General features: G+C 69.4%; 21 protein-coding genes. 16 read left to right on the top strand and 5 right to left on the bottom strand.

The window, feature by feature from the left end; all coding sequences use genetic code 11:
* Positions 1-3 precede the first annotated feature (3 nt).
* Entirely contained in the window at positions 4-2,265 is a 2,262-nt protein-coding gene (locus NV348_RS10010) for a glycosyltransferase family protein (RefSeq protein ID WP_447146800.1), read from the bottom strand.
* Positions 2,266-2,430: 165 nt separating this feature from the next.
* Here NV348_RS10010 and NV348_RS10005 point away from each other — a divergent pair, with 165 nt between their 5' ends.
* The 6 genes from NV348_RS10005 (at position 2,431) to NV348_RS09980 (ending at position 9,858) form a co-directional block, all read left to right on the top strand.
* Entirely contained in the window at positions 2,431-2,874 is a 444-nt protein-coding gene (locus tag NV348_RS10005) for a GyrI-like domain-containing protein (protein WP_019049207.1), read from the top strand.
* 11 nt (positions 2,875-2,885) lie between these two features.
* The gene (locus NV348_RS10000) at positions 2,886-3,311 is read left to right on the top strand and encodes an AraC family transcriptional regulator (protein ID WP_447146799.1); all 426 of its coding nucleotides are present in this window, start codon (positions 2,886-2,888) and stop codon (positions 3,309-3,311) included.
* A 309-nt stretch (positions 3,312-3,620) separates the two neighbouring features.
* A complete protein-coding gene (locus tag NV348_RS09995) occupies positions 3,621-5,771 on the top strand; it encodes an Rv1355c family protein (RefSeq protein WP_447146798.1) in 2,151 nt (716 codons plus the stop codon).
* A 68-nt stretch (positions 5,772-5,839) separates the two neighbouring features.
* Entirely contained in the window at positions 5,840-7,657 is a 1,818-nt protein-coding gene (locus NV348_RS09990; protein ID WP_447150994.1) for a putative bifunctional diguanylate cyclase/phosphodiesterase, read from the top strand.
* An 8-nt stretch (positions 7,658-7,665) separates the two neighbouring features.
* The gene (locus NV348_RS09985) at positions 7,666-8,652 is read left to right on the top strand and encodes a GAF domain-containing protein (RefSeq protein WP_447146797.1); all 987 of its coding nucleotides are present in this window, start codon (positions 7,666-7,668) and stop codon (positions 8,650-8,652) included.
* Between the two features lie 78 nt (positions 8,653-8,730).
* Complete coding sequence (locus NV348_RS09980) at positions 8,731-9,858, top strand: glycosyltransferase (RefSeq protein WP_447146796.1); 1,128 nt, start codon at positions 8,731-8,733, stop codon at positions 9,856-9,858.
* A gap of 23 nt (positions 9,859-9,881) precedes the next feature.
* Here the strand turns inward: NV348_RS09980 and soxR are convergent, their stop codons facing one another.
* Positions 9,882-10,367 (bottom strand): redox-sensitive transcriptional activator SoxR, encoded by a 486-nt coding sequence (gene soxR / locus NV348_RS09975; RefSeq protein ID WP_447146795.1) that lies wholly within the window; start codon positions 10,365-10,367, stop codon positions 9,882-9,884.
* 133 nt (positions 10,368-10,500) lie between these two features.
* On the opposite strand from soxR, the gene arcA reads away from it, so the two are divergent.
* Positions 10,501-11,742, top strand: coding sequence for an arginine deiminase (arcA, locus tag NV348_RS09970; RefSeq protein ID WP_447146794.1), 1,242 nt, complete (start codon positions 10,501-10,503; stop codon positions 11,740-11,742).
* Positions 11,743-11,748: 6 nt separating this feature from the next.
* Positions 11,749-12,108 (top strand): GntR family transcriptional regulator, encoded by a 360-nt coding sequence (locus NV348_RS09965; protein WP_447146793.1) that lies wholly within the window; start codon positions 11,749-11,751, stop codon positions 12,106-12,108.
* Between the two features lie 40 nt (positions 12,109-12,148).
* On the opposite strand, the gene NV348_RS09960 is transcribed toward NV348_RS09965, so the two are convergent.
* Both NV348_RS09960 and NV348_RS09955 read right to left on the bottom strand, forming a co-directional pair.
* Positions 12,149-12,352 carry a hypothetical protein gene (locus NV348_RS09960; protein WP_447146792.1) on the bottom strand — a complete coding sequence of 68 codons (204 nt, stop codon included), beginning with the start codon at positions 12,350-12,352 and terminating at the stop codon, positions 12,149-12,151.
* A gap of 124 nt (positions 12,353-12,476) precedes the next feature.
* Positions 12,477-14,075 (bottom strand): dolichyl-phosphate-mannose--protein mannosyltransferase, encoded by a 1,599-nt coding sequence (locus tag NV348_RS09955; RefSeq protein ID WP_447150993.1) that lies wholly within the window; start codon positions 14,073-14,075, stop codon positions 12,477-12,479.
* Positions 14,076-14,281: 206 nt separating this feature from the next.
* Here NV348_RS09955 and NV348_RS09950 point away from each other — a divergent pair, with 206 nt between their 5' ends.
* The 5 genes from NV348_RS09950 to NV348_RS09930 all read left to right on the top strand — a co-directional run bounded on the left by NV348_RS09950 (position 14,282) and on the right by NV348_RS09930 (position 18,022).
* Positions 14,282-15,424: an RNA-guided endonuclease InsQ/TnpB family protein gene (locus tag NV348_RS09950; RefSeq protein ID WP_447150992.1), complete on the top strand. Its 1,143-nt coding sequence runs from the start codon at positions 14,282-14,284 to the stop codon at positions 15,422-15,424.
* A gap of 121 nt (positions 15,425-15,545) precedes the next feature.
* Positions 15,546-16,373, top strand: coding sequence for a 16S rRNA (cytidine(1402)-2'-O)-methyltransferase (rsmI, locus tag NV348_RS09945; RefSeq protein ID WP_447146791.1), 828 nt, complete (start codon positions 15,546-15,548; stop codon positions 16,371-16,373).
* Positions 16,374-16,415: 42 nt separating this feature from the next.
* Entirely contained in the window at positions 16,416-16,934 is a 519-nt protein-coding gene (locus NV348_RS09940; RefSeq protein ID WP_447146790.1) for a helix-turn-helix domain-containing protein, read from the top strand.
* Complete coding sequence (locus tag NV348_RS09935) at positions 16,855-17,232, top strand: VapC50 family PIN domain-containing toxin (protein ID WP_447151225.1); 378 nt, start codon at positions 16,855-16,857, stop codon at positions 17,230-17,232. The genes NV348_RS09940 and NV348_RS09935 overlap by 80 nt, the downstream gene beginning before the upstream one ends.
* Before the next feature lie 37 nt (positions 17,233-17,269).
* The gene (locus NV348_RS09930) at positions 17,270-18,022 is read left to right on the top strand and encodes an isocitrate lyase/PEP mutase family protein (RefSeq protein WP_447146789.1); all 753 of its coding nucleotides are present in this window, start codon (positions 17,270-17,272) and stop codon (positions 18,020-18,022) included.
* 43 nt (positions 18,023-18,065) lie between these two features.
* On the opposite strand, the gene metG is transcribed toward NV348_RS09930, so the two are convergent.
* Positions 18,066-19,634 (bottom strand): methionine--tRNA ligase, encoded by a 1,569-nt coding sequence (gene metG / locus NV348_RS09925; protein ID WP_447146788.1) that lies wholly within the window; start codon positions 19,632-19,634, stop codon positions 18,066-18,068.
* Between the two features lies 1 nt (position 19,635).
* Here metG and NV348_RS09920 point away from each other — a divergent pair, with 1 nt between their 5' ends.
* The 3 genes from NV348_RS09920 (at position 19,636) to NV348_RS09910 (ending at position 23,273) form a co-directional block, all read left to right on the top strand.
* Positions 19,636-20,490, top strand: a complete 855-nt coding sequence (locus NV348_RS09920) for a TatD family hydrolase (RefSeq protein WP_447146787.1) — start codon at positions 19,636-19,638, stop codon at positions 20,488-20,490.
* Between the two features lie 172 nt (positions 20,491-20,662).
* Positions 20,663-21,787, top strand: a complete 1,125-nt coding sequence (locus NV348_RS09915; protein WP_447146786.1) for a resuscitation-promoting factor — start codon at positions 20,663-20,665, stop codon at positions 21,785-21,787.
* Between the two features lie 340 nt (positions 21,788-22,127).
* Complete coding sequence (locus NV348_RS09910; RefSeq protein ID WP_447146785.1) at positions 22,128-23,273, top strand: alpha/beta fold hydrolase; 1,146 nt, start codon at positions 22,128-22,130, stop codon at positions 23,271-23,273.
* The last annotated feature ends 35 nt before the right edge of the window (positions 23,274-23,308 follow it).

The following is a 23,308-nucleotide window of genomic DNA, read 5'->3' as shown; positions in this document are numbered from 1 at the left end:
GGCTCAGGCCTCGACGGCGACCGGGCGTTCCACCTCGGGTGCGGTGTCGGCGGGCACGACCGGGTCGAGCTCGGGCCCGCGCCTGCCGCGGCGGAACCACCACTGCAGCAGCCCGATGCCGAGCACGGCCAGCAGCGCGCTGGTCAGGCTGATCGGCAGGCCCGGCGGACGCCAGGTGACGGTGAGCTGGGCGTTGCGCGTACCGGGCGGGATGTCGACGGCGACGAAGGTGCCCGCGACGGCGCGCACCGGGATCTCGCGGTCGCCCAGCGTCGCGGTGTAGCCGGGCCAGGCCAAGCGCGACAGCACGATCCGGCCGCCGGTGCCGGAGGAGACGGTGGCGCGGTTGGTCAGGCCCGCCTCGGGCATCACGGTGGCGTGCACGCCCGACTCGTGCGCGATGAGGTCGCCGGGGGAGGGCAGCGGATCGACCCGCTCGAGCACCCAGATCTGCTGTTCGTGCCCGGGGTAGTGCACGAACTTCCAGCCCGGCGGCGCGGGCTTCGTTCCCGCGTCGGGGTACTGGGCCCGTTGCAGGACAACTCGATCCAGCCGCATCAGGTCGACGATCGGGGTGTCGGTCGAGGGCTCGACCGCGAACACCTTGCGATACGCCTCGGGGCAGGTGCCGCCGTCCCAGGCCATGCACAGCAGCCCGGCGAAAGCCGCGTGCCCGACCGGGGTGTAGCCGTTCACGTACTGCAGTCCGAGGTTCTTGGCGTAGCTGCCGAGCGCGATCGAGCCGTAGGTCGCCGCCAGCGTGCGGTCCTCGTCGCGCACCATGATCCGGTCGGCCAGTTGCAGTGTGCGGCCGCCGAAGTCGGGGAACGCGGCGGTCATCTCGGACCGCCGCTCGGGGAAGCCGTACGACAGCGGCGTCGCGGGGGCGACGGCCACCTGGACGAAGGCGATGGGGAAGGTCGCGATGATGGTCAGCGCGGCGGCGGCGCCGATCCCGCGGGTGCGCGCCAGCCAGAGCACACCGGCGCCGAGCGCGACCACGAAGACCACCGCGATCAGATGCCGTTCGAGGAGTTTGGGCGCGGCCGAGAACGAGCGGATGAACAGCAGACCGATCAGCGCGCCCACCGCCGCGTACCGGCGCCGGGACGCGGCGAACGCCCCGTAGCGGCTCAGCAGCACGCACACCAGCACCAGCAGGGCGATGGCCAGCATCGGCAGCACCCGGGCCGGCCAGCGCAGCGGGCCGATCGCGCCCGGTCCGGCGGTCCACATCAGCGCGGCGACGGCGAACAGCGCGATCCCGCTCCACTCGGCGGCGGCGCGCGCGGCGGCCTTCCAGTCGATGAAGGCCAGCGCCGGGATCACGAACCAGGCGATGTAGACCATCGGCAACGGCTGCACATGGCCCCACCACGCGGTGAACGCGGGCACCGTGCTGGGCAGGCTGGCATTGAGCGATTCCGACCACGGCACGGTCAGGAAGGGGTCGTTGTGGATGGTCGAGACGTCGCCGCGCCAGGTGGCCTGCGAGGACAGCAGGATCGGCAGGTTGGCGACCATCGACGCCGCGACCGCGAGACCGGACGCGGTGAGCAGCCGCAGCACCGGCGCCCAGCGCCGCTGGTACAGGTACTCACCGGCGGCGACGGCGGCGATCATCAGGCCGGATTCGACCGCGGGGAAGGCGTATTGGATGGTCAGCGCCAGGTACAGGAACACGAACAGCGGGATCGGCCCCGAGCGTCCCCTGGCGTAGAGCACGGCCGAGGCCCACGCGTGCACGAGCCAGGCGGTGCCGGTGTGCGAGGTGAACCAGCTGGCCGAGTCGAAGAACAGGAACCAGCCGCTGAACGGGAACGCCACGCCCGCCACCGCGGCCCAGGGGGCGCGGGCGCCGTAGGCCAGGCAGATCCGGAACACGCCGAGCGCCGCGATCGTGGAGAACACCAGCTTCACCGCCGTCGCGTACAGCGCGAGATCGTCGAACGAGGGCGCGAGCAGGTAGACCAGCAGCTGCGGCGGGTTGTAGAGCCCGGCCTCCTCGAGGCTGTAGTTGCCCGCCATCCATTCCCACGGCACCATCGCCGGGAACCGGCCCGCCCGGAGTTCGGAGCCGAGCAGCTGCCACATGGGCACGTACTGCGCCTCGGTGTCGTCGGTGTAGAAGTGCCGTGAGTCGCCGAGCATGACCGCGACATAGCCGGCCAGTACCGCGATCACGACGACGATCGCCCACTGCGCCACTTGTTTTCGCGGTTCGAGCGCCGCGCGTACCCACACGAGCGCGGGAGCATAGGGCATCCAGGTGAATCCGACAATACGTCGGGGTGTCGCGGCGTGGTGGTGGACGTTTGTCCAGCTCAGATGTGGTTAGGTTGGGGTAAGCACAACTCGGTGTGTCAGGGCTGTCGAGAGCGTAGTTGGTAGCATTGGCCCCACCGAGCCGACCCTTCGAGAGAGTCATCAATGCAGTTCGAAATCGTCGAGCGGGACGAGACATGGGTGGCCGGTCTGCCGGTCCGCAGTCCCAAGCGTGCGCTCGGAGAGCTGCGCGACCGGGACCTCGAAGCCGCGTGGTCGGCTGTCCTGCACCAGGATCTGGGCGGCCCGCTGGCCAGCGCCTACACCGACTACACCGGTGAGCTGAGCACCTACAACACCCAGATCGTCGGCTACCAGTGCGCGTCGCTGGATCAGGTCACCCGCGGACATCTGGCGGCCCGGCTGCCGCGCGGCACCTACGCGCGCTTCTCCTCGGTCGGTAACTTTCCCCAGGTGATGACGGATCTGTGGACCCAGATCGCCTACGCCGAGGAGCACAACCAGATCAAGCGCACCTTCACCGGCGATTTCGAGTGCTATCCGCACGCGTACAAGATCGACCTGTACCTGGCGGTCGATCCGCGATGAGCTACACGATCGTGGTGCGCGGCGGCGCACTGTACGGCGGTCTGGCCGTGCCGCGGGTCCATCCGAGCTTCAAGGTGAGCAACAGCGATCTGATCGAGTTCCTCAAGGACCGGCTGCGCGACCGCCCCGGCGGGCGCGAGCCGCTGCACACCGTTTATGTCCCCGACCCGGCGGGCAACTGGAACGCGTTGGTGGCGCGCGAATACGCGACGCCCGACGACGTGCCGGTCGGCGATCTGATGGTGCGCGTGCCCAAGGGTATCTACGCCCGCTTCGCCCCCAACGGCGACTACCACGATCCGGTCGAGGACGTCTGGGCTCAGGTCGACGACGCGACCGCGTCGGCGGAGATCTCGCGCGCCTATCGCGAGGAGATCGAGGTCTGGCACGGTCCGGACACCGTAGAATTGTTCGTTTCGATCACGGTTGATAACTGACAGTTAGCCGAATTCGAACCGATCGGTCTGAATCTGCGGGTCTTCCCCGTGTACACCCCGCTTGACCTGGGTATATCCCTCTCACGGCGGGTGGTTATCGGAAAATTAGCCACTCGCCTGGTGCAATCGTTCAGGATGACGGATACTGCACCAGTCGGCATCGGTAGGACGCCGATCGCGCGCGGGCGCGTAGCACGGAGCTAGGAACACGATGGCTGTCGAAGCAGCGCGCAACGAGAACAGGTTGCGGCGCGTTCACCCTCGCGTCGGCCGGGACGCGGTGGCGCGGTTCGTGGGTCGGATCCGTAGATGATCGAAGCGGAACCTCCGGCGGCGGACCACCGCCCCCTCGTGCTCGATCCGGCCGACCCCACCGATGCGGCAACCCTGCGGCAGCTCGCCGCGGCGCCCGGCATCGGCACCACCGACCTGCGCGCGGGCCTGCGCGCCGAACTGGCCCGGCTCACCGGACTTCCGCCGGGGCTCGACCCCGACGAGGAACGCTGGGTGTACTACCCGTGGCGGCACGCGCTCGTGGCGATCCTCGGTCCCGGCGCGTTCCAGGTGATCCGCTCCGACCGCAACCGCAACAAGCTCACCAGGGCCGAACAGCAGCGCCTCAGCGAGCTGACCGTCGGTGTGGTCGGGCAGAGCGTCGGCCATTCGGTCGCGTACACGCTGGCGTTGGAAGGCGCGTGCGGGCTGCTGCGACTGGCCGACTTCGACACCATCGAGCTGTCGAATCTGAACCGGGTACCGGGCGGACTGTTCGACGTCGGCGTCAACAAGGCCGTGGTCACCGCGCGCCGGATCGCCGAACTCGACCCCTTCCTGCCGGTGGAGATCTGGCCTGCGGGTGTGCTGGCCGACACCGCCGACGACTTCCTCGACGGGCTCTCGGTGATCGTCGAGGAATGCGACTCGCTCGACATCAAGTTCGCGGTCCGCGAGGCCGCGCGCAGGCGCCGGATCCCGCTGCTGATGGACACCAGCGACCGCGGGCTCTTCGACGTCGAACGCTACGACCTGGAACCGGGCCGTGAGCCCTTCCACGGGCTGCTCGGCGCGACCACCGGCGCCCAGCTGGCCGGCCTCGACACCAAGGCGAAGGCGCCGCATGTGCTGCGCATCCTCGACCCCGGCCAGCTGTCCTCGCGGATGGCGGCCAGCCTCGCCGAAATCGGCGAAACGATCACCACCTGGCCGCAATTGGGCAGTGACGTGCAGCTGGGCGCGGCCATCGTGGCCGCGGCGGTGCGCCGGATCGGGCTCGGCGCCAAGCTGTCCTCCGGCCGGACCCGCGTCGACCTGGAGGCGGCGCTGGACTCCCTGGCCGAACCCGGTTACCTCGACGACGGCGTCGGCACCACCCCCGAGCCACCCGCCGACGAACCGCCGCCCGCCGACCCGGTCGCGGCGATCCTGGCCTGCGCCCAGCGCGCGCCCTCGGGCGGCAACGTGCAGCCCTGGCGGTTGCGCGGCACCGCGAAACTGATCGAGATCGCGCTGGATCCGGCCGGTTCGACCGCGATGGACATCGGCCTGCGCGGCAGCGCCGTCGCGGTGGGGGCCGCGCTGCACAACGCCCGCGCCGCCGCGGCCGCGCACGGCCTGCTCGGCGAGCCGGAACTGCTCGTCGACGACCCGGCCGCACCCCTGCTGGCCCGGCTGCGGCTGCGCGAGGGCACCGACGCCGATCTCGCCGCCGACTACCCGCTCGCCCTGACCAGGCACACCAATCGCCGCCTCGGTGACGTCGCGCCGCTGCCGGGCACCGTGCTGCCCGCCCTCGGCACCGCCGCGGCGGCCGAAGGCGCGACCGTGCGCGCGATCACCGGGGTCGACGCGCTGGCCGAGGCCGCGGCCCTGCTCGGCGCCAGCGATCGGGTCCGCTACCTGACGCCCCGGCTGCACGAGCAACTCTACGGCGAATTGCGCTGGCCCGGCGAGGATGTGCGCACCGGCATCGACGTGCGCACACTCGACCCGGCGCCTGACGAACTGGCCAAACTCCAGGTCGGCAGGCGTACCGATGTGATGGACCGGCTGCGCGAGTGGTCGGCGGGTACCGCGCTGGGCGAATTCACCGTCGATCGGGTGCGCGCAAGCTCGGCGTTGGTGGCGATCGGTTTCCGCGCGCGCGCCGGGGGTACCCCTGATCTTGCCGACTACGCGAGGGCCGGTGCCGCAGTGGAAAGGGTGTGGCTACGGGCGCAACTACTGGGGTTGGCGGTGCAGCCGGTGTCCCCGGTGTTCCTCTATGCCGACCGGCGCGAGGATTTGCGCATCGTTTCTTCCGAGTTCACAGATACACTTGCCAACATTCAGAGGCTTTTCCAGGACCTGCTGGGGATCCCTGAGGATGAGAACGTGGCATTGGTTCTTCGTCTGAGCTACGCCGCGCCTGCGAGCGTTCGCAGTCGACGGTTGCCGGTGCCCGGCAGTAGGAACGACGGATAGCGCGGATCGGAGACAACGTGCCTCGGCAAACGCTCGACTCACTGGTGACCCAGGTCGCCTCCGAGTTGATGGGTGTCGACGCCACGACCATGGTGGCGGCGAGCGAGCGGGTGCTCGCCTCCCTCGTCGAGCATTTCGACGTCGACGTCAGCTATCTGCGCCACACCGATCGCGCCAAGCGCGCGACCGTGCTGGTCGCCGAGTGGCCGCAGCGCCCCGACGTCCCCGACCCCGACCCGCTGCACACGGTCGAGTTCGAACACGCGGATTCGGTGTTCCGGGCGCTCGAGTTCGCCACCGAGCCGCTGATCGTGCGGCCGGGTGGCGACAGCGCCGACTATCAGGAGACGATCCGCAAGTCCTCGGGCATCCCCGAGGTGGCCATGGCCTGCGTGCCGCTGGTCTCGCGCGGCGAGTCGACCGGCGTGCTCGGCTTCGTGAAGATGGGTGACCGGGCCTGGTCCAAGCGGGAACTCAACGTGCTCAAGGCCATCGCCGCGCTGTTCGCCCAGTTGCAGGCCCGCGTGGTCGCCGAGGAGAAGCTGCGCTACATCGCGCTGCACGACGACCTGACCGGCCTGGCCAACCGCCGCGCCCTGCTCGAATACATGGAGGAGCGGCTGCGCGCGGGCGAGCCCGGCCCGGTCGCGACCTTCTTCCTCGATCTGGACCGGCTCAAGGCGCTCAACGACTTCCTCGGCCACAGCGCGGGCGACAACTTCATCCGCACGCTCGCGCGCAGGCTCAAACAGAACCTGGAACCCAGCGACATGATCGCCCGGCTCGGCGGCGACGAGTTCGTCATCGTGCCGGCGGCGCCGATGGACGCGGTGGCCGCCGAACTCGAAGCCACCCGGATCCAGCAGCTCATCGGCCGCCGCGTCTCGGTCGGGCAGGAATCGGTCAGCCGGGGGGTGAGCGTCGGTGTGGCGCTGGGCATCCCGGGGGAGACCTCGGTGTCGGACGTGTTGCGCCGCGCCGATCACGCCCTGCTGTCGGCGAAGTCCGGCGGCGGCAACGGCGTCGCGGTGTTCACCGACGCCATGCGCGCGCAATTCGAACTCCAGGACGACGTGGAGCTCAACCTGCGCAGCGCCGTGTCCGACGGCTCGCTGGTGCTGCACTACCAGCCCGAGGTCGACCTGCGAACCGGCCGGATCGTGGCGCTGGAGGCGCTGGTCCGCTGGCAGCACCCCACCCGCGGGCTGTTGCCGCCCGGCGCGTTCGTCTCGGTGGCCGAGGCCACCAACCTAGCCGGTGAGCTGGGCCGCTGGGTGATCCGATCGGCCTGTTCGCAATTCGCCGACTGGCGCCGCCGCGGGCTGGCCGCCAATGTGGTGATCCGGATCAATGTGTCGCCGGTGCAGCTGGTCAGCGCCGATTTCGTCGAGCGGATCGAGGACATCCTGCGGCTGTTCGGGATCGACGGCAGCTCGGTCTGCCTGGAGATCACCGAGCACGTCGTGGTGCAGGATCTCGTGCGCACCAGGCTCACCCTGCGCGGGCTCAAGCGGATGGGTGTGCAGATCGCCATCGACGACTTCGGCACCGGCTACAGCTCGCTCTCGCACCTCAAGGCGCTGCCGGTCGACGCGGTGAAGATCGACCGCGGTTTCGTGCAGCGCCTCGGCGACAGCAACGACGACCTGGCGATCGTGAAGTCGATCATCGGCCTGGCCGGCTCCTTCGGGCTCGGCGTGGTCGGTGAGGGCGTCGAGACGCCGATGGCGGCCAGGACCCTGGTCGGCCTCGGCTGCTACCGCGCGCAGGGCTTCCTCATCGCCCGGCCGATGCCCGCCGAGGAAGTCGAAGCGCAACTGCGGGAAGGGCGCATCCCCCTCGACCTCGATCTGCCACGCGCGGGACGCGGCGTGGCGCCGAACTGATCGCGGCGATGTCGGCAGGCGGATGGCTGCTGGTGGAGACCCTCGCCGAGGCGCCCACGCTGGTCGCGGTGGACGCGCACGCGCGCGACTGGCTCCCACCGTCGCGGTGGCCGCGTGCGATCGGCCCGACCCGCGCGCGACTGGCGCGTGCGGCGGTGGATCGGTGCCGGGAACGGGGCGAGGCCACCCGCGATGTCGTCGGCGAGACGCTGGTGCTCACCGAACCGGTGCGCTGCGCGTTCGGCGGCATCCACGGCGTGCAGGTCTGGACCGGCCCCGCCGACGCGCCGGTGCGGCCCCGGCGCCGCGTCGCGGCCTGGGATTGGGACGCCACCACCGAGCTCGCCCATCACGGCCCCGGCCTGGAAGAACTGGTCTTCGCCAGGGAACCCGAGCACGTGCGGGTGATCCGCACCCCGCCCGACGCGTTCGGCCGGATGGTCCGCTTCGACGGCCGGGTCGAGTACTTCGCCATGGCGACCGAGCTGGCACCGGGCGGACAGTGGCAGGGCCAGGTCGACATGCTCGGCGACGACGAGTGCCCGCGCCGCTTCCAGATGATCACCAGGGCCAACCCCGGCGCACGCCGAGTGAGCGCCCTGATGCACGCGATCCCCGAACTCGACGACGACGCCGCTGCGGTCGACCCCGACATCACGATGCTGCGCGCGGTCTCGCAGCACAGCGGCGTCGGCGTCGGCCTGATCCTGCTGTCGTCCGCCCTCATCTACGAGTGGGCGGGGGACCCGCCGCCCCCACTGGACCGCTGGGCGGTGGAACGCCCCACCGTCGACCCGATCGACCTCGCCGCCCTGCAAGCCGCCTGTGCCGACGTCGCCCTGCGCCCCGGCACCTCCCGTCGCCTCGCGCTGCGCATCCGCTTCGCCGAGTCCGACTGGATCCGCGCCCACGCCGAACTGGTCACCATCACCACCGCCGCCACCGGCCACGGCCTGCTCCGCGTCTGGTCCGACGACTCGCCCGGACCCGGTTAGCCGCCTCTTTCGCCGCTGTTCACGCGCCGTTCCTCGGCCCGGTTCCGTGGGTAACCCGCGCGGCTGGACGATCGGCGAGTGCGCATCGTGCAGCTCGCCAACTTCTACGGCCCGCGATCGGGCGGGTTGCGCACCGCGCTGCACCACCTCGGGGAGGGGTATGTGGCGGCGGGGCACGAAGTGGTGCTGATCGTGCCGGGGGCGCGACGCAGTGAGGAAGTGCTGCCGACCGGTGCGTTGCGCATCACCCTGCCCGCCTTGGCGATTCCGTTCACCGGCGGCTATCGGGCGGCCGATCCACGCCGCGTGGCCGATGTGCTCGGTGGGCTGCGGCCCGATGTGCTCGAGGTGTCCGATCGGCTCACCCTGCGCGGTTTCGGGCGCTGGGCGGGGCGGCGCGGGGTGGCGAGCGTGATGATCTCGCACGAACGGCTCGATCGGCTGCTCGGTCAGTTCCTGCCCGGCCCCGCCGCGCGCCGGTGCGCCGATGTCGCCAACCGCCGCACGGCTGTCGACTACGACATGGTCGTGTGTACGACGGACTTCGCGCGCGAGGAGTTCCAGCGCATCGGTGCGCCCAATGTGGAACTGGTGCCGCTGGGCGTCGACCTGGACCTGTTCAGTCCGCGTCGCCGCGACCGCACGCTGCGTGCCGACCTCGGGGTCGACGGGTATCCGCTGCTGGTGCATTGCGGCCGGTTGTCGGTGGAGAAGCGCGTCGACCGCAGTATCGAGGCGGTGGGCGCGCTGCATCGGGCCGGGCTGCCCGCGCGATTGGTCGTCGCCGGTGACGGTCCCCGCCGCGAATCGCTCGAACGCCGCGCCCGTACCCTGCCCGTCCTGCCCGGCGGCGCGCCGTCGGTCCACTTCACCGGCTTCATCAGCGACCGGTCCATGGTCGCGAAACTGCTTGCCACCGCCGATGTCTCACTCGCCCCCGGCCCGCACGAGACCTTCGGGCTCGCCGCGCTGGAGGCCCTCGCCGCGGGCACTCCGGTCGTCGCCAGCCGCTCCTCGGCACTGGCCGACATCGTCACCGCCGAATGCGGCGCCATCGCTGCCGACCGCCCCCGCGCCTTCGCCCAGGCCGTCACCGACGTCCTGGCCATGCCCACCTCGGGCCGCCGCAAGGCCGCCCGCACCCGCGCCGAACAGTTCACCTGGCCGCGGGCGGTCGCGGGCATGCTCGCCGTCCTCGACCGCTGAGCGGGGCCGAGGCCGCTGGGCGTTCAGACGCAGTTCGGCCTGGTCGGGCAGTTGAGCTGAACGTCGAGCACGCGCGCGCCCGGCCCCTCCGCGCCGAGCCGGTCGTGCTCGTTGACGAGCTTGCACGAGCCGAGCGACAGGCACCCGCAGCCGATACAGCCGGTGAGGTTGTCGCGCAGGCGGGTGAGCTGGGTGATGCGGTCGTCGAGATCCTCGCGCCAGGTGGTCGACAGCGTTTCCCAGTCGCGGCGGGTGGGGGTGCGGCCTTCGGGGAGCCGGTCCAGCGCCGAGCGGATCTCACTGAGTGGGATGCCGACGCGCTGAGAGATGCGGATGAACGCCACCCGGCGCAGCGTTTCGCGAGCGTAGCGCCGTTGATTGCCGCTGGTTCGACGACTCGATATGAGACCTTCACGTTCGTAGAAGTGCAACGCGGACACTGCAACTCCACTACGATCGGAAAGCTGCCCGGGGGTCAGCTCCTTCGTTTGCCAATCGGCCGTCGTCATCTGCGCTCCTCCCGTTTTCGCCCTCAACAATACTTGAGGTTTTCGTGTCGTGTACGAAAACGGCTGGACTCCGCACCCACCGGGTCTGCGGGTCTTCCGTGCCGTGGCGCGCTCCGCGGATTACGGTTTCCGCATGGGAACCGCCCCCGACTCGCGTCTGGCCGTCACCTCCGAGGTCGGCACGCTCCGGACGGTGCTGCTGCACCGGCCCGGCGACGAACTGCGCAGGCTCACCCCGAGCAACAACGATCAACTGCTGTTCGACGGCATCCCCTGGGTGGAACGCGCCCAAGCCGAGCATGATTCCTTCGCCGCCCTGCTCCGCGAACGCGGCGTGGAAGTGCTGCTGCTGTCGGACCTGCTCGCCGAGACGCTCGAGGTGAGCGGGGCGGCCAGGATCCAGGGTATCTCCGCCGCCGTCGACGCCCGTCGGCTGGGCCATGGCCTGGCCGATCAGCTGGCGGCCGAGCTGCGCAAGGTCGAGGCTCGCGAGCTCGCCGACATCCTGATGGCCGGGATGACCTTCGACGAGCTGCCGTTCGGCCCCGACACCACCTCGCTGGTGCGCCGGATGCATCACGGCGGCGACTTCGTCATCGATCCGCTGCCCAATCTGCTGTTCACCCGCGACTCCTCGTTCTGGATCGGCCCGAAGGTCGCGATCACCTCCCTCGCGCTGCCCGCCCGCATTCGCGAGACCTCGATCACCGATCTCGTCTACGCCTTCCATCCGCGCTTCCTCGGCGTGCGCCGCGCCTACGAATCGCACACCGCGCCGATCGAAGGCGGCGACGTACTGCTGCTCACGCCGGGTGTGGTCGCGGTCGGCGTCGGCGAGCGGACCACGCCCGCTGGCGCGGAAGCGCTGGCGCGGAGTCTCTTCGACGACGACCTCGCGCACACCGTGCTGGTGGTGCCGATCGCGCAGAACCGCGCGACCATGCACCTGGACACCGTGTGCACGATGGTCGACACCGACGCGGTGGTGATGTACCCGGGCGTGCGGGAAACCCTGCAGGCGTTCACGATCCGCCGCGAGGACGGTTTCTCCGGCCGCAGCGACCTGGACCGGATCAGCATCAGCGGCCCCGAACCGTTCCTGCCCGCCGCGGCCGCCGCGATGGGCATCGCGCATCTGCGGGTGATCGACACCGGCCGCGACGGGCCGACCGCCGAACGCGAGCAGTGGGACGACGGCAACAACACCCTGGCCCTGGCGCCGGGCGTGGTGGTGGCCTACGAACGCAACGAGATGACCAATTCGCGGCTGACCGATGCCGGTGTCGAGGTGCTCACCATCCAGGGTTCGGAGCTGGGCTCCGGCCGTGGCGGTCCACGCTGCATGTCCTGCCCCCTGGCCCGAGACGAGGTGTGAGCGAGCGTGTTCCACGTCGAGCTGTCCGCCGATTCCGCCCAACCGCCCTATGAACAGTTGCGCATGGCGGTGATCGAACAGGTCCGCGCCGGCACGCTCACCGCGGGCACCAAGATCCCGACCGTGCGCGCGCTGGCCGCCGATCTCGGCATCGCGCCGAACACCGTCGCCCGCGCCTACCGCGAACTCGAAGCCGACGGGGTCCTCGAAACCCGAGGGCGCCAGGGCTCTTTCATCGCCTCGTCGGGCGACCCAACCAGCGATATCGCCAGCCGCGCCGCGGTCGACTATGTGACGACCGTACGCAGGCTCGGTCTCGACGACGCGGCCGCCCGGCATTTCGTGGAATCGGCCCTGGAGAGCTGAGCCCGCCCGGCGCCGTTGCCGAGCGGGCCTGTCCGCCGGACTAGCGGTACTTGAAGTAGTACTTGCCGTTCGACATCAGGACACAGTCCTGCGTTCCGCCCGGATGTGCCCGGTAGTCCGCGTGGCACTGAGCCTTTTCATCCTTCGAATAGCCGCGGGACAGATTGTCCGCGAGCGCCGTGGCGGCGAAGCCCGTGGTAACTGTCAGTGCGATCCCCGTGCCGACTAGCAGACGTTTCAACATCAATTGGGTCCCCTCCCAGAACGGATCACGCCGAACCGCGCGACCCGCCGGCCAGCCTAGCCGAGGATTACGCGCGCCGGTAGGTCGAATCCGCCGCCCGGCAAGGACATTCGCCGACGGGGTGTCACCGCCAGCTCGGTAGCCAGAGGTGGTCCTGCCAGCTCGCTGGAGTGATCGGCTGCGCGGTGAGAATGGGCCAGAGCCAGACGAAATTCGCGATCACCAGGCCCAGATAGATACTCACGATCAGCAGGCCGAGGGCGTAGCGCTCGTTCACCGGGGCGGGGAGATACGTGCCGGTGGGACTGCGCGGTATCCCCGCGGGTCGGGCCGAACCGAGGATGTCGCCGAGGATCAGCGCGACGCCCATCGCCAGGAACGGCGCGAGCACCACCGCGTAGAAGAAGTACATCTGCCGATCCAGGGTCAGGAACCAGGGCAGGAGACCGGCGCCGTAGCCGACCAGTACCGCCGCGTAGCGCCAGTCCCTGCGCACGATCGAGCGCCACAGCATCCAGCCGAGCGCGGGCAGCGCGAGCCACCACAGCGCGGGCGTGCCGACCGCCATCACGGCCTTCACACACTGCGTCTCACCGCAGCCGGTGACCGTGCCGTCGGCGTAGTAGTAGAGCATCGGGCGCAGACCCATCGGCCAGGTCCACGGCTTGGATTCCCAGGGGTGGTGGTTGCCCGAGGAATTGGTGAGCTCGGTGTGGAACTCCATGGTCCTGGCGCTGTAGTACCAGAGCGAGCGCAGCGCGTCCGGCGCCACGTACGACCAGAAGCCGCCGGTGCCGATGGGGTCCTTGGTGACCGCCGGATTACCGACGGCGTAGCGATACGCGCTGGTCTCGCCCGCGAACCAGGCCCAGTACGTCGACAGGTAGACCAGCAGTGGGATGACGACGAGCGCGTACAGCGCCGGCCCCACATCGCGCACCAGGGTGCCCACCCACGGCCTGCGCACCCCGTAGGCCCGGCGCGCACTGACGTCGAAAGCCACGCACAGCAAGCCGAAGAACATGATGAAGTACAGACCCGACCACTTGGTGCCACACGCCAGCCCGAGCAGGACGCCGGCGCCGAAGCGCCACCAGCGCACGCCCAGACGTGGCCCCCAGTCCGTCATCCCGACCCGGCCCGCCAGGTCGGCGCGCGCCATCCGCTCGCGCACCTCGTCGCGGTCGACGATGAGACAGCCGAACGCGGCGGTTACCAGCAGTGCCATGAAGATGTCGAGCATGCCGATGCGGGAGGAGACGAAGGTCAGCCCGTCGGCGATGAGCAGGATGCCCGCGAACGCGCCGATCAGCGTCGAGCGCGACATGCGCCGCACGATCCGGATCACCAGCAGCACCAGGATGGTGCCGGCCAGCGCCGCGGTGCCGCGCCAGCCCCAGGCGTTGTAGCCGAAGATCGCCTCGCTGATCGCGATGAACTGCTTGCCGACCGGTGGGTGCACCACCAGGCCGTAGGCGGGGTTGTCCTCGACGCCACCGCCGGTGACCATCTGCCAGGCCTGCGGCGCGTAGTGCTTCTCGTCGAAGACGGGCGTGCGCGCGTCGGTCGGATAGTTGAGGTTCGCGAAGCGGGTGATCGCCGCGATCAAGGTGAGTACGGCGGTGACCGCCCAGCCGCGGGCGGTGTCGAGTGGGCCGAAATCGGGGGTGGGTCGCAGTGGAGCCGGACCGACCAGCGCCGAGGCGGGCCGTGACGGTGGCATCGCACGCGTTTCGGTCACCGGGATCACGCACCGATCGTAGGCGGTACGCCCAGCGATGTCCGACCCGACACTTTGTCCCCCTCCTCCGATGCGCGAACCGCCGCGGCGCGCTCGCCTGACCAGGTAACTTAGCGCGCAAGCCCGGTCCTTCAGGGCCGGGTTAGCGCATCAAGTACGTGACAAACTAGCGTGCTATCGTGTCAGGCATGGGGGCGAGGGTGGTGAAGCGGGCGTACAAGTACCGCTTCTACCCGACTCCCGAACAGGTGCAACAGCTTTCGCGGACCTTTGGGTGCGTTCGGTATGTGTACAACCGGGCGTTGGCGGAGCGTTCCCGGGCCTGGACGCAGGAGCAGCGCCGCATCTCCTACGCCGAATCGGACAAGATGCTCACCGCCTGGAAACGCGACCGCGACACCGTGTGGCTCTCCGAGCCATCCAAGGGGCCGTTGCAGGCAGCGCTGCGGAACCTTCAGGGCGCATTCGATAACTTCTGGCGCAAGCGGACTCGGTACCCGCAGTTCAAGAAGAAAGGCAAGTCGAAGGATTCGGCGACCTACTTCTCGAACTGCTTCGCCTACCGCAACGGGCAGATCAAGCTCGCGAAACAATCGGAACCACTGGACATCCGGTGGTCTCGCCCGCTGCCCGAGAGTGCGGTGCCGTCGCAAGTGACGGTGTCGCGCGACAGCGCGGGCCGCTACCACATCTCGATCCTGGTCGAGGACGCGATCACCGAGCACACGCCGTCGGAGGCGACGATCGGTGTGGACGCCGGGATCACGTCGCTCTACACGTTCTCGACCGGGGAGAAGGTGTCCAACCCTGGCCACGAGAAGAAGGACCGGGTGCGTCTGGCGAAGGCTCAGCGCGCCCTGTCCCACAAACAGAAAGGCTCGGCGAACGGGGCGAAAGCCCGACTGAAGGTGGCTCGTATTCACGCCCGGATCGCCGACCGGCGGCGGGATCACCTGCACAAACTTTCCACGAGGCTGATTCGCGAGAACCAAGTGATCGCCATCGAGGATCTGAGTGTGCGCAACATGGTGCGGAATCGTTGCCTGGCGCGGGCGATCTCGGACGCGTCCTGGTCGCAGTTGCGGTCGATGCTGGAATACAAGGCCGACTGGTATGGGCGCACCGTGGTGGCGATCGACCGGTTCTATCCGTCGAGCAAGACATGCTCGGCGTGTGGCCGGATCAACGATTCGATGCCGCTGCACGTGCGGGAATGGCAGTGCCCGTGCGGTGTCTCCCACGACCGGGATGTCAACGCCGCTGAGAACATTCGCGCCGCAGGGCTTGCGGTGCTTGCCTGCGGAGATGGTGTGAGACCGTCCCGCAGCTGATGCGGGAAGGCAACTGTCGATGAAACAGGAATACCCTGTCGTGAGGTAGGGAATCCCGGCCCTTCAGGGCCGGGAGGATGCCAAAGAATGACCCAAACTACCGGAGAGGCTGGACGACACTGTGTTGGTCTTAGCGGCTACACCGATGGGCGACATCGGGGACGCGTCCCAGCGGCTGCGCGACGCGCTCGGCTCGGCCGATGTGGTCGCCGCCGAGGACACCCGCCGGACCAAGGCGCTGGCCAAGGCGCTGGGCGTGGAGATCACCGGCCGGGTGGTCAGCTTCTACGACCATGTCGAAACCGCCCGCATCCCCGCCCTGCTCGACGATCTCGCGAGCGGGCTGACCGTGCTGCTGGTGACCGACGCCGGCATGCCATCGGTCAGCGACCCCGGCTATCGCCTGGTCGCCGCCGCCGTCGAGCGCGATCTCCCGGTCACCTGCCTGCCCGGCCCGTCCGCGGTGACCACCGCGCTCGCGCTCTCCGGGCTGCCGGTCGAACGGTTCTGCTTCGACGGCTTCGCCCCGCGCAAGGGCGGTCAGCGCCGGGAGTGGTTGCGCACCTTGGCGTCCGAGCAGCGTGCCTGCGTCTTCTTCGAGGCGCCGCACCGGCTGGCCGACTGCCTGGCCGACGCCGTCACCGTCCTCGGGCCCGACCGGCGCGCCGCCGTCTGCCGCGAACTCACCAAGACCTACGAGGAAGTCGTGCGCGGCACGCTCGGCGAGCTCGCCGCCTGGGCCGTCGAGGGCGCGCGCGGCGAGATCACCGTGGTGCTCGAAGGCGCCCAACCGGTGTCGGCCGACCCCAACGACCTGGTCGGCGAAGTCGAGACTCTCGTCGCGAGCGGCATGCGCCTCAAGGACGCCTGCGCCGAGGTCTCCGCCGGCCGCGGAGCCTCCCGCAAGGACCTGTACGAAGCAGTGCTGGCCGCCCGCTCCGCCGACTAGTTCGCTGTTTCGATTTTTTCGAATTTGACGCATTCTGGAGGCGTGGCTACTACGCATCGTGAGATCCTTCGGAAGGGCACAGTGCTTCCGCCGGAAGACCTGCGTGAGCTGCTGGATCTGTCCACCTTCCTCGAACAACACGGTGAGCCCGCCGCCTTGCTCGGACCTGACGGAGCGCAGATTCCACTTCCGGTCGGGGTCTATGAGGTGCTGGTTCAGGTCGTCGGCGCGATGCGGAAACGCCGCGCGGTGACCATCGCTCCTGTGGAACAGTGCTTGACCACGCAGCAGGCGGCTGACCTGCTCGGGATCAGCCGCCCCACCCTCGTGAAGCTGTTGGAGCGAGGGGCGTTGCCGTGTGAGAAGCCGTCTGGTTCGCGGCACCGGCGGTTGCTGTTGAGTGATGTGCTCGACTATCAGGAACGTCGACGTGCGGAGCGGAACGACGTATTGAATGATCTCGTCCGCGACGCGGAGGAAGATGGGCTCTACGATCCTCCGGCCGAGGACTATCTACAGGCAGTCAGGGAAGCGCGGGCGTCGCGAAGCGAAGAGGGCTGATGTCCGGGTCGTCGCAGCTGCTGTCCGAGGCAATGCTGCGGCAATCGTCACCGACAATGTCAAGCACTTTCCGATTGAGGCGCTGGACCGTTGGGAGCTACATGCGATCAGCTCCGATGACTTCCTGCTCGATGTGCTCGATCTGAATCCGAGCATGGTGCTCTCGAGCTTGATCGAGATGGTCGGGCGGCGAAAGAACCCGCCTGTCACGGTTGAGGAGATCCTCGTGGCTCTCGAGTCGGCGAACGTGCCGAGGTTCGCGCGGGAGGTGGGTGTGATCCTGGTCGAGGGCATCTGATCCACTCGGATGCCCGTGGTGCGGCATCATCGCGGGTATGACTTCTCTGGACGCGAAAGCGAAGACTCTGCTCGAACTGCACCAGCCGGGAAATCCGGTGGTGCTGCCGACCGTGTGGGACGCGTGGTCGGCGAATGTCGCTGTGGCCGCTGGCTTTTCGGGACTGACGCTGGGTAGTCACCCGGTCGCCGATTCCGTCGGGCGCAGCGACAGCGAGGGGATGACCTACGACGAACTGCTCGCGCGGGTCACCCAGGTGACCGGGGCGGTGGACGTGCCGGTGTCGGTCGACATCGAGTCGGGCTACGGGCTCGAGCCCGCGCGGCTCATCGAGGGGCTGCTCGCGGCGGGCGCGGTCGGGCTCAATATCGAGGACACCGTGCACAGCGAGGGCAAGCGGCTGCGCAGCCCGGAAGAGCACGCCGAGCTGGTGGGCGGGCTGCGCGCGGCCGCCGACGCGGCGGGAGTGCACGTCGTGGTGAACGCGCGCACCGATCTGTTCCTGCGTCAGGACGGGGACGAGGCCGACCGCGTCGATCGCGTGATCGCCCGGCTGCGGCTGGCCGCCGACGCGGGCGCGGACTCGCTGTATCCGGTGGGCTGGCATTCCGACGACGTCCAGCGCAGGCTCACCGACGAACTGCCGTTGCCGGTCAACGCGATCGCGCAGCCGGGGACGCCCGCCAAGGACCACCTCGCCGGACTCGGTGTCGGCCGGATCAGCTTCGGGCCGCTGCTGCAGGCGGCGCTTGGCGTCGAAGCGAGCAAGCTGCTCGCCGCCTGGACCTGAGACGGGGTGTGGCGCACGGCGAGCCGCCGTGCGCCACCGCGTCCTACTCCTTGGGCTCGACGTAGCGCGGGAACACCGGCTCCGGCGCGGGCAGGTCGATCCCGGGGACCAGGGGAGTGGCGATATCGGCGAAGGTCCGGCCGTCCTGGGCCAGCAGGTCCAGGATCTTGGCCGCCGAACCCGGCATCACCGGCTGCACCAGGATCGCCACGATCCGGACCACCTCGAGGGTGACGTAGAGGACCGTGGCCATCCTGGCCAGGTCTTCCTCGGTGCCCGACTTGCGCAGCGCCCACGGGGCATTGGCGGAGAAGTACCGGTTGGTCTCGCCGAGGGTCAGCCAGATGGCCTCCAGCGCGAGGTGCATCTGCTGGGCGTCGAAATCGGCGCGGCAGCGCTCCAGCAGGGCGTTGGCGCGGTCGAGCAGCGCCTGGTCGTCCTCGGTGAACGCGCCCGGCGCGGGCGCCTTGGCCTCGCAGTTCTTGTTGACCATGGTCAGGCTGCGCTGGACCAGGTTGCCGAACTCGTTGGCCAGGTCGGCGTTGATCCGGCCCGCGATGGCGTCGTTGCTGTAGCTGCCGTCCTGGCCGTAGGAGATCTCGCGCAGCAGGAAGAAGCGCACCTGGTCCAGGCCGTAGGTCGACACCAGGGCGAGCGGGTCGACGACATTGCCCGTCGACTTCGACATCTTCTCGCCCTTGTTGTACAGGAACCCGTGCACGAAGACGCGGTCCGGCAGCTCGATCCCGGCCGACATCAGGAACGCGGGCCAGTACACCGTGTGGAACCGGGTGATGTCCTTGCCGATGATGTGCACGCTGGCGGGCCAGAACTTCTGGAAGGCCGCCGAATCGGTGTGCGGGAAGCCGACGCCGGTCAGGTAGTTGGTGAGCGCGTCGACCCACACGTACATGACGTGATCGGGGTGGCCGGGCACCGGGACGCCCCAGTCGAAGGTGGTCCGCGAGATCGACAGATCCTTCAGGCCGGCCTTGACGTAGCTCACGATCTCGTTGCGCCGGGTCGAGGGCGCGATGAACCCGGGCCGCTCCTCGTAGAGCGCCAGCAGCTTGTCCTGGTACTCGGAGAGCTTGAAGAAGTAGTTCGACTCCTCGGTCCAGGTGACCGGGGTCTGGGTCTCGGTCGAGACGCGGGTGCCGTCGTCGAGGAGGGTGGTCTCCTCCTCGGTGTAGAACGCCTCGTCGCGCACCGAGTACCAGCCGGAGTAGTTGCCCAGGTAGATGTCGCCGTTGGCGAGCATCTTCTCCCAGATGGCGACGCTGGCGGCCTTGTGGTCCTCGTCGGTGGTGCGGATGAAGCGGTCGAAGGAGATGTCGAGCGCCTTGTCCATCGCCTCGAAGACGTCGGAGTTGCGGGCCGCGAGCTCCTGCACCGGGATGCCCTCGGTGGCCGCGGTCTGCTGCATCTTCTGACCGTGCTCGTCGGTGCCGGTCATGAAGAACACGTCGAAGCCGTCGAGTCGCTTGAACCGGGCCAGCGCGTCGGTCGAGATGTACTCGTACGCGTGCCCGATATGCGGCGCACCGTTCGGGTACGCGATGGCCGTCGTGATGTAGAAGGCGGGCGCCTCGGCGCCTTCAGGTGCGCTCATGATGGCCACTACTGTAATCCGCGTGGCAAACCAGAATCGTCCGGCTCCGCCCCTTCCGCCGCCGCTCGCGCCCCTGATCGACGCGCACACCCACCTCGACGCCTGCGGCGCAACCGATGCCGCGTCGACCACGGCGATCGTGGATCGCGCCGCCTCGGTCGGCGTGGGGCACGTGGTCACGGTCGCCGACGATCTCGCCGCCGCGCAGTGGGCCGTGCGGGCCGCGCACTGGGACCCGCGCGTCTACGCCGCCGTCGCGCTGCATCCGACCAGGGCCAACGCCCTCGACGACAAGGCCAAGGCCGAGCTCGAGCACCTGGCCACCGACCCGCGGGTGGTCGCGATCGGCGAGACCGGCCTGGACTACTACTGGCCGGGCAAGCTCGACGGGTGCGCCGATATCGAGACCCAGATCGAGGGTTTCCGCTGGCACATCGACCTGGCCAAGCGGGTTCGCAAACCGCTGATGATCCACAACCGCGAGGCCGACCACGACCTGCTCACGGTGCTGCTCGACGAGGGCGCCCCGGACACCGTGATCTTCCACTGCTTCTCCTCCGACGCCACCATGGCGCAAGCCTGCGTCGCCGAGGGCTACGTGCTCAGCTTCTCCGGCACGGTGAGCTTCAAGAACGCGCACGAGCTGCGCGAGGCGGCCCAGCTGGTGCCCGACGACCAGGTCCTGGTCGAGACCGACGCGCCGTACCTGACCCCGCACCCGTATCGCGGTGCGCCGAACGAGTCGTACTGCCTGCCGTACACGGTGCGGGCGCTGGCCGAGGTGCGCGAGCAGGACCCGGCGGAGCTGGCCGAGATCACCACCGCCAACGCGCGCAGGTTGTATCGCATTCGCTAGTCCGTTTCGTCTGGTCGGTAGGGGGCTGGACGATAAACGTGTTTCGGCTCACATCTCCCGGTCGTAGTCGTTATCTACCAGCGACGTCTATATCGAATCGTGACCTGCGATCCCGCTGATCGGGGCGCTCGGTGTTGTCTGCGGCAAACCTTGTCGTTATCGTTCTGTAACCATGTCGGCTTTTGCGCGGATCAACTCGTCTCGCTCGCCGCTGCTGTACGCGGCGGTGGCGGCCATGCTGCTGATTCTCATGGTCGGTGCCTCGGTGGCGATCGTGAACCACAAGACGGTCGCCCTGGTCGTCGACGGTGAGCGCACCGAGCTCACCACCATGTCCCGCGACGTCCGCGCCATCCTGGCCGACGCCGGCTACGAGCTCTCCGAGCACGACGCCGTCACCCCCGCCGCCGGGTCCAAGGTCTCCGACGGCGCGACCATCACGCTCAACCGCGGCCGGGAGATCACCATCACCGTCGACGGCGCCGAGCGGAAGGTGTGGACCACCGGCACCACCGCGGGCGACGCGCTCGCGCAGATGCAGATCCCGGCCGACACCCACGTCGTGCCGACCCGCTCCGAGAAGCTGCCGCTGGCAGGCGCCGCGCTCAGCGTGTACTCCCCGCGCACCGTCTCGCTCGTCGACGGTGGCGCGGCCCCGGTCGACGTGCGCCTGGCCGCCGCCACCATCGGCGAATTCCTGACCGCCGCGGGCATTCCGCTCACGGATCAGGACTTCACCGAACCGGCCGCCACCACGCCGCTCACCGAGGGCATGACGGTGACCGTCACCCGGCAGCGGGTCGAACAGCGCACCGAGACCCTGCCGCTCGATCCCACCGAACTGGTGATCGAGGACCCGACCATGAACATGAGCCGCACCGTCGTCGAGAACCCGGGCATGGCCGGGCTGCACGAGGCGACCTTCGCCGTCACCCTGACCAACGGCGTCGAGTCCAGCCGGGTGCAGACCAACTCCAACGTCATCACGCCGGCTCAGCCCAAGACCATCCGCAAGGGCGCCAAGCCGGGCACCGAGGTGCCACCGGTGCGCGACGGTGCGATCTGGGACGCGCTGGCTCGCTGTGAGTCGACCGGGAACTGGGCCATCAATACGGGCAACGGCTACTACGGCGGCATCCAGTTCGACCAGAGCACCTGGGAGCGTCAGGGCGGGCTGAAGTACGCCCCCCGCGCCGACCTGGCCACCCGCGAAGAGCAGATCGCCATCGCCGAGGTCACCCGGGCCCGCCAGGGCTGGGGCGCCTGGCCCGCGTGCACCGGACGTCTCGGGTTGTGAGTTTCGGAGCGCTGGCGCGCTCGAGTCGCTGAGTTGTTGGAGCGCTGGCGCGCTCGAGGTCGCGGCCCCTCCTGTCCCGCCGATCGGGCGCCGTTGCTTGCTCCTTCGTCGCTTGCGCAACGGCGCCCGATCGGCGGGACGGCCGCGACGGCCGACTGCGTCGGCCTGCCCCTCCTCGGGGTCGGGGCGTGTGGGGCTGGGAGTGCGGTAGGGCCTGACGATCTCGGGTTGCTTCGGCGGGTCGGACTGGCCTGCGGGTTTGGCACGGTAGGTTGCACTCGTTTCGCCGGGTCTTCTGTCTCGTGCGTTGTCCCGGCTTGTCGAGTCGAGGGTGGTTGTGATGCGTGGGGTTTCGGCCTGGCGGTGGGCGGCTGTCGTGATCGTGCTGGCGGCTGGTGCGGGGGTGTGCGTGCCGGTGACGCCCGCGCACGCCGAGACGCCGGGGGCGGTGATCGCGGTGGTTCCGCAGGCCGACGGATTCCACGGGATGGTCGGCGCGCAGGTCATCGACTACTGGACCCGGGGTGTGGGCGGGGTGACGCAGCCGGCGAGCGGGGCGCTGTATCTGCCCGAGGGTGACGCGCCCGCCGGTGGCTGGCCGGTGATCGCCTTCGATCACGGGACCACCGGGCTCGGCGCCGGCTGCGGTGGGCAGTCCGATCCTGCGGGCGCGCCCTGGCCGGAGTCGCAGGCGTCGCAGGACGAGTTCCTGCGGCACCTGGTGGCACAGGGGTATGCCGTCGTCGCGCCGGACTACCTGGGGCTCGGGCGCTTCGACACGGGTCCGCACCCGTATCTGGGCATCGACACCGAGGCCACCGCCACCCTGGACCTGCTGCGGGCGGCGCGGTCGGTGCACGCGGATCTGTCGCCGGTGTGGGTGGCGGCGGGTATGTCGCAGGGCGGGCAGGCCGCGCTCGGCACCGGGCACCGGCAGGCGAGTTACGCGCCGGAGCTGGACTTCCGCGGCACCATCGCCATCGACCCGGAATCCGATGTCGAGAAGGTGGCCACCTTGCTCGGGCCGGGCAATCCGGATCGGGTCAGCGGCGGCATCCTCGGCTTCTCGGTGAGCATTCTGGCCGGTCTGCGCGCGGCCAGGCCGGACGCGCAGGTCGACAGCTACCTCAGCCCGCTGGGCCGCCAGGTCCTCGACGAGATCGGCACGCTGTGCCAGGACGCCATCGACGACCGGGTCGCCGATCTGACCCTCGGCCAGCTGCTCACCCGCCCGCTCGGCGACGAGCCGTTGCGCTCGGTGATGGCCGACTACATGGCCGTCCCGACCAGCGGCTACGACGCGCCGATCCTGCTGCTCGTCAACGCCACCGACCGCACGGTGCCCGCGCCGCTGCACGCCGCGCTGGCCGCCCAGTTCACCGCGAACGGCGTGAACTACACATCGGTCGTCGGCACCGGCAAACACTGCGAACTGAACCCGGCGATGATCGCCGCGATCGACGAATTCCTGGCCCGGGCACGCTGACCGGTCACCCCTTGATGCCGAGGACCATGAGCCGC

It is taken from the genome of Nocardia fodinahabitans, from assembly GCF_052983615.1.
Note: the sequence above shows the minus strand (reverse complement) of the source record. Positions and strands in the feature narration are given on the sequence as shown.